We start from the raw sequence: 11,774 nt of genomic DNA on the forward strand, positions 1-11,774 counted from the left end.
TCTCTCCACTAGCGCAGGCTCGTCTGAGATCCCGTGCCCGAGCCGGTGTCCCGGCTCTCGTCCTCCGCGCCGTCGGACGGGCCGGAGAACCTCAGCGCGCTGTCGATTCCGTCGACCACACGGAAGAAGTCCCGCGTGGACAACCACAGTTTATAGATGATGGCGATCTCGAAGGCGAGGAGCAAAACGCCCACCACGGCGGTGATCCACCCGATCAGGGACGGCAGCGCGAAGACCGCGACCGCCAGCGGGGAGATGACGAACACCGCCATCTGGAACTCGATGCCGCCGACCAGGTGGGTGCGCACGCGCCGGGTGCTGAGCGTCCCCCAGAACCGCTGGTACCAGGGGAAACGGTCCCGGAACTCCTTGTGCAGGTCCACCTTGGGCAGGGTGAGGTCGGGCTGCTTGCCCGCCGTGCGCTGGTTGCGCGCCTCGCGCTCGGTCTGGCTGTGCAGTATCTGCTCCAGCACACTGATGCCGTGCCGTAGAACCGCCTGCTCGCCGCCGTCGCTCATCGTGCGGCCGCCCCCGCCGGTGGCGGAACCGGTGTCGTCCTCCTCCGGCTCCAGCATCGACAGGGTCGCGCGGGCGCGCTCCAGGGCGGCCGCCAGATGTGAGCGCATCTCCCGGCGCACCTTGTAGACCTGGAGCGCGTTGAGGTAGCGCAGCATGTCCAGGAACACCACGGCCAGGGCCAGCCACACGAACCACACCGGACCGCCGCCGTCGGAGCGGTCCGCGGCCACCACGTACTGGCCGCCCATGAGGGCGACCACGCACACCAGCACCCGGAACCGGTCGGAGACGTAGTCCATCCACGCCCCGAACAACGACTCGGACCCGGTGAGCCGGGCCAGCTTGCCGTCCACGCAGTCCACGACGAAGCACAGGAAGTACAGCAGCGCGCCCAGGGCGAGGAACTGGCGGTATCCCAGGGAGAAGCAGACGGCGGCGCCGAGTCCCAGGAACAGCGCGGCCACCGTCAGCTGGTTGGGCGTGATCGGGGTTCGGTTGGCCAGGAGGCGTACGAGCCGGACCGCGACCGGGTCCACGAGGTAGACCGTCCACCAGGAGTCGCGCTCCTTGAGTGTCCGATCCCTGACCTCGTCGAGTGTGAATGCGGGCATCGTCGCCAATACTCCCCACAGCGAAGCGGATGTGTTCCGGTCCGGCGGGCTCCAGGCACCGCCGGAAGGCGCGGTGTCCCGGTGCGCGCGGCGGGCGCCACCGGAGACCGACCGAAAGGCCAGGTGCGGTCAACAATAGGTGATCGCACCGCTGGTCACTCCCGATGCGGACGAACCGAACCGGAATCGCAACCGAAGACCATCCCCCCAGCCTGGCACAACCCACGAAGCGTCAACCCATGGGACGTCGATCGCTAGGGTGAGGGCGAGAGTCGGCGGGGCTCGTACCGTCCCGCCCATGAACAGAGGGGAACACCACGTGAGCGACCCGATCCGTCTGGAGCCTGGCGACCAGGCGCCCGACTTCACCCTCAACGACGCCGACGGCAAGCCCGTCACCCTCAGCGAGGTGCTGGCCTCCACCGGCAAGCGCGTCGTCCTGTACTTCTACCCCGCGGCCATGACCCCCGGGTGCACCACGCAGGCCTGTGACTTCCGCGACAACCTGCGCGAGTTCGACTCCGCCGGGTTCACCGTGCTGGGCGTCTCCCCGGACGGCAGCGACAAGCTCGCCACGTTCCGGGACAAGGAGGGCCTGACCTTCACCCTGCTCGGCGACCCGGACAAGGACACCCTGAGCGCCTACGGCGCGTACGGGGAGAAGAAGAACTACGGCCGCGTCGTCCAGGGCGTCATCCGGTCCACGGTCGTCGTGGATACCGACGGCAAGGTGGAGAAGGCCTTCTACAACGTGAAGGCCGCCGGCCACGTCGACCGCGTCAAGAAGGAACTGGGCGTCTGACACGCGTACCGGGCCGGCCCGGCCGAGCGGAACCAAGGGACCCGAGCGGTCGGGGCCGGTCCGGATCCCGGTACAGTTGGTTCCACGGGGCCGTAGTCCAACCGGCAGGAGACGGCAGCTTTAGGTGCTGTACAGTGCGGGTTCGAATCCCGCCGGCCCTACCGAACAGGCCCGCTGCCCGGGTTTCACCCCCGGCGGCGGGCCTTCGTGTCTCCCCCGCGCCGCGACGACCCGTGATCCCGCGCCAGGGCACGTCCGGCGGATACTCCCCTAGCGGCCCAGCAGCGCCCACAGCATGATGGCCAGCAGTACCACCACACCGAGGGCGACCGCGACGACGGCGACCACCGGCATCCGGCTCTTCTCCGCGTGCCTGCCCGAGCTGGTCAGCCCCAGTGTGTCCGTGGACTCGCGGATGGACGTCATGATCGAGTTCATCGCCTCGGGGCTGCTGCGCAGCCGCTCGTTGATGGACTCGGCCAACACGTGCGCACCCGCCCTGAAGTGCTCTCGGGCCGACTCGCGGGCCTCCTCGTCGCTCTCGGGGCGAGGCTCGGCGGGCGTGGCTGTGCCCTTGGCGGCCGTCTCCGGGCTCGTCTTGGGAGCCCACGGGGCCAGAGCCGCGATACGCAGCATCTTGGTGGCGTTCTCGGCGGTCAGCCGCTCCGGTGGCTCGACCCGCAGCAGTCCGGCCAGCACGGGGGCCAACGGCCCCGCGTTGGCGGCCTCGGCGGGCTCGTCCAGCTGTTCCTGACGCAGGATCTTGATGTAGCCCTTGCGGTCGTAGGGCGGGTGCCCCTCCACCGCCGTGTACAGGGTGGCGCCCAGGGACCACAGGTCCGACTCCGGCCCCACCGGGCCCGCCTTGGCCCGCTCCGGCGGGATGTAGGCCGGGGATCCGATGATGCGGCCCGAGGAGCTCAGCGCCGACTCACCGTTCCACGCGGCCAGCCCGAAGTCGGTCAGCACCACTCGCCCGGTCTGGCTGATCATCACGTTGTCGGGCTTGACGTCGCGGTGCACGATGCCCTCGCCGTGCGCGACCTTGAGGGCGTCGATGAGCTGTAGGCCGACCTCGGCCACACGCTGGTAGGGCAGCGGACCACCCACCTGGATGAGTTCCTCCAGGGTGGAGGCCTCCACCAGCTCCATGACGATCCAGGGCCGGTCGTCCTCGTCCACGACGTCCAGGACCGTGACGAGGCTGGGGTGGGTCAGGCGTCCGGCGACGCGGGCCTCACGGGTGGTGCGCCGCAGAAGCGACTCGCGCTCGGCGCGGCTCAGATCCGCGGGCAGGCGCAGCTCCTTGACGGCCACCTCGCGGTCGATGACCAGGTCGGTGGCACGCCAAACGGTGCCGACGCCGCCCCGGGCGATCTCCGACACCAGTTGGTAACGCCCCTTGAGCAGGCGCCCCTCAGCCCCGGAGCCGGTCGTACCGGTCGTCTCCGGGGTCTCGGAGGGGCGCGACGCCTCGGGTCGCTGCGTGTGGGGGTTCTCTAGGGAGGACACGGTTATCCACGGGTCCATTCACCGGCCATGGTGGCCTCCTGCGGAGCATTGCGGTCGCTGACACCACGTAGGTGCACGGATCACTCGTTATACCAGCAGGACGCCAGGTTCATGCTGGTGGTTGCCATATCACGAACACATAGGTTCGCTTTCGTTATGTCCGGCGAAGACCCGCGCATGCAGTGACGTAGCTCTCGTTCGAATGTTTCCGCCCAGCGGAGGGCGGAAACGGGTGTGCGGGCACGGCGCCCGCACACCCGCGGGACTCAGGACCAGAGGGATTCGGGGGTGCGCACCTCGACCGGGCCGACCCCGGTGTCGGTGAGCGGCTGGCGGAGGCGGTCGGCGTCGCCGACGACCACCACGACCGACTCCTCGGGACGCAGGTACTCAGTGGCGGCACTGTCCAGGGACTCCTTGGTCAGCCTCTCGTAGCCGGCCCGGACACGGTCCACGTGGTCCTCGGGCAGGTCGTGAACGACCATGTCGACCAGGGCACCCGCCATGGCGCGCGCCGTCGCGTAGCTGACCGGCAGGCCCACCGTGTTGGAGTCGCGCACGGCGGACAGCTCCTCCTCGGTGACCCCGGACTCGCGGAGCTTGGCGATCTGCTCCAGCGAGGAGGTGACCGAGTGGGCGGTGGTGTCCGCCTCCACCTGGGTGGTCATGAAGAACACCCCGCTGTCGCGGCGCAGGTCGAACCGGGACCCGGCGCCGTAGGTGTAGCCGAGGCGCTCGCGCAGCTCCATGTTGAGCCGGGAGGTGAACATGCCGCCCAGGACCTCGCTGATGCCCTCGGCGCGCGGCAGGTCCACCTGCGAGCGGGAGGGTGCGCGGTGCGCGATGACCAGGGCCGACTGGACGGAGCCGGGCCGGTCCACGACCAGGACCCGGGGCAGCTCCCCGGGCGGCGGCGCGGGTTCGCTGGGCTTCCCCGCCGACGCCGCCGAGGCGTCGCCGAACACGGTCTTGCCCAGCTCCTCCAGGTCGACCCCGGTGAGGTCACCGACGACCACGAGGGTTCCGGCGACGGAGGCGACGGAGTCGGCGTGGAAGGCCGCCACGGTCTCGGGGGTGACGTTGGCCAGCTTCACCGGGCCGCCCGCGAGCGGTGTGGCGTAGCGGCCCGTGAACAGCTGTCCGCCCAGGCTGCGCATGGCCAGGGTGCCGGCCGAGGCGGCCTCCAGCCAGAACCGCTCCAGCAGCTGGTCGCGGCGGCGGACGACGTCGTCGGGGTTGAGCGCGGGACGGCGCACCGCGTCGGCGAACAGGCGGACGGCCTCGCCCAGGCGGTTGGCGGGGGCGTCCAGGCCGGTGATGAAGCCGTCCCAGTTGACGCGGGAGACCCACTCGGCGCCGTAGCGCTCCAGGGCGGGCGCCAAGGAGCTGTTGCCGTCGGGCCCGTCCTCCAGGACCTCGCTGGTGAGCGCGCTGACGCCCATGGCGTCGAGCGGCTCGGCGGCACCGCCGTGGGGGTGGACGAGGCGGAGGGAGACGAGCTGTTGGCCGGGCACGTCGATGGCGACGACCGTGCCGCCGCCGACGGTGATGCGTTGGGGCTTGGGGAAGGTGTAGGAGGCTGCGGCACCGAGGTCCGGGCGGGTCTGCGGCATGCTCTGCGGCTCTTTCTGAGGCTTGCGGTAACAGGGCCAGGGGGCGGGACGGGCGCGTCAGGCGCCGGGGGCGTCCACCACGGTGTCCGCCCCCGCGGCCTCGGCGGCCTGGGGCTCCTCGGGGTCGAAGCGGACGACGAGCAGGTTGTCGTCGACCAGCAGGCGCTCGGCCGCGGCCCGTACCTCCTCGGCGGTGATGTCCGCCCACCGCTGGGGCCAGGTGTAGGCGAGCTCGGGGTCGTCGAACAGCTGGGTGCAGCTGCTGATGGAGTCGGCCAGTCCGGAGGGGCTGGCGATGGACTGCAGGTGGTCGCGCTCCAGGACGGCGCGCGCCCGGTCCAGCTCCTCCTCGGTGATGCCGGCGGCGAGCTTGGCGATCTCCTCGCGCATGGCCGTCTCCAGCACATCGCCGCTGACACCCTCACGGGCGAGCATGTTCACCAGCATCAGGCTGTCGGTGTAGCGGAACGGCAGGATGTCGGCGGCGGCCCCGCCGTCGTCGGCGGCGATGGGGCGGTCCACCACCAAAGACCGGTACAGGCGGCTGCCCTGCCCCTGTCCCAGGACGGCCGAGGCCAGGTGCATGACGTCGAAGCCGCGCTCGCCGTAAGGGGCGACGCGGAAGCCGATGAACACCCCGGCGGCGGGCACGACCTCGGTGACCGAATCGCGGACCGGGCCGCCCAGCGGTGCCTTCAACGAGGCGTCGGGGGCCTCGGGGACGGTGTCTCGGGCGGGGATGGCGCCGAAGAACTTCTCCACCCGGGCGAGGACGTCCTCGGAGTCGAGGTCGCTGACCACGGTGATCACGCAGTTGTCCGGGCCGTAGTGGGCCTTGTGGAAGGACTTGACGTAGTCGAGGTCGGCGGCGTCCAGGTCGGCCATGGAACCGATGGTCGAGTGGTGGTAGGGGTGGCCCTCGGGATAGGCCAGGCGCAGGATGCGCTCCAGGGCGGTGCCGTAGGGCTGGTTGTCGTAGCGCTGGCGACGCTCGTTCTTGACGACGTCGCGCTGGTTGTCCAGGACCTCCTGGGTCATGCCCTCGCGCAGGGTCGCCAGGCGGTCGGCCTCCAGCCACAGGACACGGTCCAGCGCGTGGCCGGGAACCGTCTCGAAGTAGTTCGTGCGGTCGGTGGAGGTGGAGGCGTTGATGTCGCCGCCGAGCCGCTCGATCTCATCGAAGTGCTCGCCCTTGACGACGTTGCCGCTGCCCTGGAACATCAGGTGCTCGAAGAGATGTGCGAAGCCCGTGCGTCCGGGGACCTCGTGCCGTGACCCCACCCCGTACCACAGGTTCACGGAGGCGACCTGGCCGGTGGAGGCCGGAGCGGTCACCAGACGCAATCCGTTGTCGAGTGTGTACTGACCGACCCGTCCTGCCGCTCCGATACTGGTCACCAGTGCTGCACCCCGATTCACGCCGTCGACTGAACTGCCGCCGTACGCGCGGCGGCTCCCGCGCGAACGGCCATTGTTGTGACGACTACGACCCTACGGCCTCACAGGACCCCGAGGACACCCGAATCGTTAATCGGCAGGGCTGATAACGGTGCTGGTGTGGAGGGTCGCCAACCGTTGTGTGTGTTCAGCTCTGGTACTCGGTGGTGTCCATGGACACGGCGATCTCGTCGTAGACCGAGGAGTACTGGGAGTCGGCGGACCACACGTACAGCAGGACGTCGCTGATGGGCAGGAACCACATGCGCACCTCGAAGGTGTCGTCGTTGACGCACGTCACCTCCCACACCGAGTGGTGCGACTTGAGGCCGTCGGCGTGCTCAGTGAAGTCGGGCTTCGCCGCCAGCTCCGCACTCTCCACGCCGATGCCTCCCGAGGCGGAGGTGTTGAGGCTGCGGCAACTGTCGGTGTCGTCCGCCCAGCCCCCGTCCTTCTTGAAGGCTTCGTCCTTGGCCGGCCAGTCCTGCGGGTGCCTCTCCGAGGCGTGCGGGATCAGATGCACCGAGCCGTACCCGCAAGCCGCCTGCCCGGGCGGACTCACGCACAGCACGTCACCCTCGCTCTGGGCCTCCCAGCCGTCGGGGACCTCGATGGACACGCCCTCGATCGCCTCGGCGGCGAACTCCTCCGGCGCCGGGGGCTCCGCCGCAGGCAGAATGCCGCTCTCGCCACGCTCCAGCTCGACCTCGCCGCCGCCGCTGGAGCAGGCGGCCAGGAGCAGCAGCACCGCGGCCGTTCCTATCCCGACACGCACACCGCGTGCCCGCCGCTGTCGCCCGTGGATGCCCGCCATGCGTCGTCCTCTCGTGCGTCCCGTGGTCAGAACACCGTTGACCTTAGCGCTTGCCGACACACGGCGCGCACTGGACGATCTCCTGCGATCTCGTCCGATTCCATCAGATGGGCGCCGGCCGGCGCGGATGCGGAGCGGCCGAAACGGTCCGAAAGACGCGTGGGGAAGCGTCCAACGCGCAGGAGCGGTGACCATTACGCTGGGCCCATGGTGGACCTCGCGAAGATCACGGAGCCCTTGTCCTTTGTCCGGCAGCGCCCCCGGGGGCCGCTGGTCCTGGAGCTGGACCTGACGGAGGGGGTCGCCGACGAGGCCCCCGGAGATCCGATCAGCCAGATCATGAACCGGCGCCGACAGCACTACCTCGATGTCCTGGAGGGTATCCGCAGGGGCGCACGCGACCCGCGGGTGGCGGCGCTACTGGTCCGGGTGGACGCCCGGTCGATGGGCTTCGCCAAGGTCCAGGAGCTGCGCCACACCGTCGCCGACTTCCGCGCGACGGGCAAACCGGCCGTGGCCTGGGCCGAGTCCTTCGGCGAGACCGGGGCGGGGAACCTGCCCTACTACCTGGCCTGCGCGTTCTCGCGCGTGGCCATGGCGCCCACCGGCGTTCTCGGCCTGACCGGCCTGCTCATGCGCACGACCTTCGTCAAGGGGGCCCTGGACAAGCTGGACGTCACCTACGAGGTGGGCAGGCGCCACGAGTACAAGAACGCGCTGAACAACGTCACGGAGACCGGATACACCGACGCCCAGCGCGAGGCCTCCGACCGGATCGTCACCTCCCTGGGCGACCAGCTGGCCGAAGCGGTCGCCGAGGCCCGTGGGCTGACCGCGGAGAAGGTGCGCGCGCTGGTCTCGCGCGGCCCGTTCATGGCCCAGGAGTCGGTCACGGAAGGCCTGGTCGACCGGCTGGCCTACCGGGACGAGGTGTACTCGGAGCTGTTCGACCAGGTGCGGGAGAAGGAACGCGGCAAGGACGGTGCGGGCGGCGGCCGGTCGGTGGAGCCGGAGTTGCGGTTCGTGACCCGCTACCACCGCAAGCACACCCCGCCGCCGCTGCCCCCGGTCTCGAGCGGGCCCGGATACATCGCGCTGATCTCGGCGACCGGGATGATCAGCCTCGGCCGGACCCGGCGCTCGCCGCTGGGCGGCGGCACCGTCATGGGCTCGGACACCGTGGCCGCGGCGTTCCGGGCCGCGCGCAAGGACCCGCAGGTCAAGGCGGTCGTGTTCCGTGTGGACAGCCGCGGCGGTTCGCCCGCCGCCTCCGACGCGATCCGCCGCGAGAGCGAACTGACCAGCCAGGCGGGCATCCCCGTGGTGTCTGCGATGGGTGACATCGCCGGGTCCGGCGGCTACTACGTGACCCTGGGCTCCGACGCGGTGATCGCCCAGCCGGGCACCCTCACCGGCTCCATCGGGGTGATCACCGGCAAACCGGTCCTGGGACAGCTGCTGGAGCGGTACGGGGTGACCAGCGACTCGGTGCGCACCGGTGATCACGCGGGCATGTTCGACACCGAGCAGCCGTTCACCGAGTCCGAGTGGGAACGGGTCAACGCACTTCTGGACGAGATCTACGAGGACTTCACCGGCCGGGTCGCCCAAGCGCGGAAGATGACCCGCGACCAGGTGGAGGAGGTGGCCCGGGGACGGGTGTGGACCGGCCAGGACGCGCACGAGCGCGGTCTGGTGGACGAGCTGGGCGGTCTGGAGACGGCCGTGCGGCTGGCCCGGGAGAGGGCCGGCGCGGGGACGCTGCCGCTGCGCTCCTTCCCGCGCGCGCACCCGCTGGACCGGATCCGCCCGCACGAGTCGAGCGAGGACCTGGGCGCCTCGGGGCCGCAGACCGTGCTCAGCGCGTGGGGGCCCTTGCAGCACGCGGCCACGGCGATGGGGCTGCCCGTCGGGGGCCCGCTGATGATGCCGGGGATCTGGGAGATCCGTTGACCGGTTCGTACCTGGACGCGATGTCGCTGCTGCCCACCGGGGTCACGGTGGTGACCGTCGCCGACGGCCGCGATGACGTGGGGGCGACCGTCAGCGCGTTCGGGTCGGTGTCGGCCGCACCGCCGGTGGTGTCGGTGAGCGTGGACGCCGAAGGCTATATGGCCGAGGTCATCGAGGAGGTGGGGGCCTTCGCCGTGAACGTGCTGGGCGAGGGCCAGCGCGCGTTGGCGGGCCGGTTCGCCGCCGCGGGACGCCCCAGCGCCCGCCTTCTGGTGACCGGCCAGGCCCACCACCGGGGCGAGCGGACCCGTGCGATCGTGCTTGACGAGGCCCTGACCGCCATGGAGTGCTCCGTGCGCCAGAGCGTCCTGGTGGGCGACCACATGGTCTTCTTCGCCGAATTGGTGGGCCTGCCCGAGGTCACGGGCTCGGGCGCGGCGCTGGTCCGCTGGTCGGGCCGCTACCACTCCCTGGGCTGATGCGCTGGAAGGGCGCCCGCTCGCGGTGATCTTGCCCCCAGCGGCACTGTCGGCGGTCGAGACTGCCGCTACGGGCAAGATCATCCGGTGAAGGTGCCCGAGCCGGCGCACCTAGGGAGTGTTTTTAGAAGGCTTTCGGGTCAGTGAGCGGCCGTCCGGGCCATCTCTCGCAAGACGATGTGCGAAGTTCAGCCTGGTCGTGCTTCACGAGCGCAGAGGCGTAGCGAGAGGCAGCCCGGTGGACGCGAGCCCGAAATGATTCAAAAACACGACCTAGGCCAGGCTCTCCTGCTCCAGCCACTCCTGGGCCACCTCGGCGGCGTTCTCGTTCTGGACGACCACACGCTCGTTGAGCTGTGTGAGGGCCTCGGTCGTGAGTGCGGCCGAAACCGCGTTCAGGGCGGCACGGGCGGTGTCGTCCACCTGATCGCCGTTGACCAGCGGGGTGACGTTCTGGGCGCCGAACAGGTTCTCCGGGTCCTCCAGGACCACGAGGTCCTCCGCCGCGATCTGCGGATCGGTGGTGAACAGGTTCGCGGCCTGGACGTCGTCCTCCAGGAGCGCCTGAGCCAGCAGTGCCACCTCCAGGGAGCGGAACTCGCCGAACTCGACACCGTAGACGTCGGCCAGGCCCGCCACGCCCTGCTGGCGCGTCTCGAACTCCGGCGGGCCGCCCAGGGTCATCTCGCCCGCGACGTCGGCCAGGTCCTCAAGGCTGCTGAGGTCGTGCTCCTCGGCGGTCTCGCCGGTGACGGTGACCGAGTCCTTGTTCTCGGCGCTGGAGGAGTCCAGGATCTCCAGGCCCTCGGGCAGCGCCTCGGCCACCCGTTGGCTGGTCTCCTCGCCGCTGCCGGTGGGCGCTCCTTCATCGAGGTAGGCCAGGATCGCACCGTTGTACTCGGGGAAGACCGACAGGTTCCCGGACTCGATCTGGGAGTAGTAGACCTCGCGGCTGCCGATGTTGAGCTGGTAGGTGACGTCCACCCCCTCGGCCTCCATGGCACGGCCGTAGATCTCGGCGAGCAGGGTGCTCTCGGGGAAGTCAGCGGAGCCGATGACGACCTCGCCGCCGGCGCCCGAACCGTCGCCGGCGCCCTCCTCCTCTTCGTAGGGGTTGCTGCCGCCGCACGCGGTCAGAAGCACCGCTGTCAGGGGAAGCCCGATGAGGGCGAGCCTCGTGTGCATGTTCCGAACCTTCTCTCTCAGTACTTCGTGAACGGATGCGGTGCCCCGCACCAGCCGTCCCCGCACGCCATGCTGATGGCGGCCGGCTGGTGGGGCGGGGCCAACGAGTCCAGTGTGTGCCCGACCGGTGCCGTGCTACTCCCGGCGGGTGTCCTGTGCCTTCTCACACTTGCGGCCGGCACGCTAGGAAACGCGCAGTCCGGGAGCGACGAGGAGACGCCGCAGCCCGGCGAACAGGAGCGTGGTGAGAACCGCGAGGAGCACCACCAGCACCGACCCGCCCAGCATCATCGACAGGTCCTGACGGGCTTGGCCGTCAACGATGTAGCGCCCGAAACCGCCCACGCCCACGTACGCGGCGATGGTCGCGGTCGCGACCACCTGGACGGCGGCGGTGCGCATCCCGATGAGGATGAGCGGGACGGCCACGGGCAGTTCGAGCCGCAGCAGTACCTGGTGACCGCGCATGCCCATGCCGAACGCGGCGTCCCGGAGCCGTGGCTCGACCCCGCGTACGCCCTCGTGGGTGTTGACGAGGATCGGCGGGACGGCCAGCGCCACCAGTGCGCACAGGACCGGGACGAGCCCGATCCCGGCGGCCAGCACGATGAGGAACAGGACACCGATGGTGGGCAGGGCGCGCGCGAAGTTGGCGATGCTGGTGGTGAGGAAACCGCCCACGCCGGTGTGTCCGGTGAGCAGCCCCAGGGGGACGGCGACGGCGGCGGACACCAGCAGTCCGAGCAGCGAGTAGTAGACGTGCTCGCCCATGCGCGCGGGGATACCCGCGCTCCCGGTCCACTGGGCCGGGTCGGCGAACCACGCGAGCAGGTCGTTCAGGACGTCCAC

General features: G+C 70.3%; 10 protein-coding genes and 1 tRNA gene. 4 read left to right on the plus strand and 7 right to left on the minus strand.

All coding sequences use genetic code 11. The features are described from left to right. Positions 1–8 precede the first annotated feature (8 nt). The gene (locus tag AC0T5L_RS19090) at positions 9–1,130 is read right to left on the minus strand and encodes a CDP-alcohol phosphatidyltransferase family protein (RefSeq protein WP_476166802.1); all 1,122 of its coding nucleotides are present in this window, start codon (positions 1,128–1,130) and stop codon (positions 9–11) included. 319 nt (positions 1,131–1,449) lie between these two features. Here AC0T5L_RS19090 and bcp point away from each other — a divergent pair, with 319 nt between their 5' ends. Together bcp and AC0T5L_RS19100 are read left to right on the plus strand one after the other, a co-directional pair. Further along, the gene (bcp, locus tag AC0T5L_RS19095; RefSeq protein WP_476166803.1) at positions 1,450–1,932 is read left to right on the plus strand and encodes a thioredoxin-dependent thiol peroxidase; all 483 of its coding nucleotides are present in this window, start codon (positions 1,450–1,452) and stop codon (positions 1,930–1,932) included. Between the two features lie 86 nt (positions 1,933–2,018). After that, positions 2,019–2,093, plus strand: a tRNA-Leu gene (locus AC0T5L_RS19100). Between the two features lie 109 nt (positions 2,094–2,202). On the opposite strand, the gene AC0T5L_RS19105 is transcribed toward AC0T5L_RS19100, so the two are convergent. From AC0T5L_RS19105 to AC0T5L_RS19120, 4 genes are all read right to left on the minus strand, one after another. Next, positions 2,203–3,462, minus strand: a complete 1,260-nt coding sequence (locus AC0T5L_RS19105; RefSeq protein ID WP_476166804.1) for a serine/threonine-protein kinase — start codon at positions 3,460–3,462, stop codon at positions 2,203–2,205. A 248-nt stretch (positions 3,463–3,710) separates the two neighbouring features. Further along, positions 3,711–5,057 (minus strand): M16 family metallopeptidase, encoded by a 1,347-nt coding sequence (locus AC0T5L_RS19110; RefSeq protein ID WP_476166805.1) that lies wholly within the window; start codon positions 5,055–5,057, stop codon positions 3,711–3,713. A 57-nt stretch (positions 5,058–5,114) separates the two neighbouring features. Next, a complete protein-coding gene (locus tag AC0T5L_RS19115) occupies positions 5,115–6,455 on the minus strand; it encodes a M16 family metallopeptidase (protein WP_476166806.1) in 1,341 nt (446 codons plus the stop codon). 187 nt (positions 6,456–6,642) lie between these two features. Further along, positions 6,643–7,308, minus strand: a complete 666-nt coding sequence (locus AC0T5L_RS19120; protein ID WP_476166807.1) for a hypothetical protein — start codon at positions 7,306–7,308, stop codon at positions 6,643–6,645. 207 nt (positions 7,309–7,515) lie between these two features. Here AC0T5L_RS19120 and sppA point away from each other — a divergent pair, with 207 nt between their 5' ends. Further along, positions 7,516–9,261, plus strand: a complete 1,746-nt coding sequence (gene sppA, locus AC0T5L_RS19125) for a signal peptide peptidase SppA (RefSeq protein ID WP_476166808.1) — start codon at positions 7,516–7,518, stop codon at positions 9,259–9,261. Positions 9,262–9,281: 20 nt separating this feature from the next. After that, complete coding sequence (locus tag AC0T5L_RS19130; RefSeq protein ID WP_476166828.1) at positions 9,282–9,740, plus strand: flavin reductase family protein; 459 nt, start codon at positions 9,282–9,284, stop codon at positions 9,738–9,740. A 273-nt stretch (positions 9,741–10,013) separates the two neighbouring features. Here the strand turns inward: AC0T5L_RS19130 and AC0T5L_RS19135 are convergent, their stop codons facing one another. Together AC0T5L_RS19135 and AC0T5L_RS19140 are read right to left on the minus strand one after the other, a co-directional pair. Next, a complete protein-coding gene (locus tag AC0T5L_RS19135) occupies positions 10,014–10,925 on the minus strand; it encodes an ABC transporter substrate-binding protein (RefSeq protein WP_476166809.1) in 912 nt (303 codons plus the stop codon). A 183-nt stretch (positions 10,926–11,108) separates the two neighbouring features. Next, positions 11,109–11,774 carry an ABC transporter permease gene (locus AC0T5L_RS19140; RefSeq protein ID WP_476166810.1) on the minus strand — a complete coding sequence of 222 codons (666 nt, stop codon included), beginning with the start codon at positions 11,772–11,774 and terminating at the stop codon, positions 11,109–11,111.

The sequence above is a fragment of the Nocardiopsis sp. TRM 82005 genome (assembly GCF_056312425.1).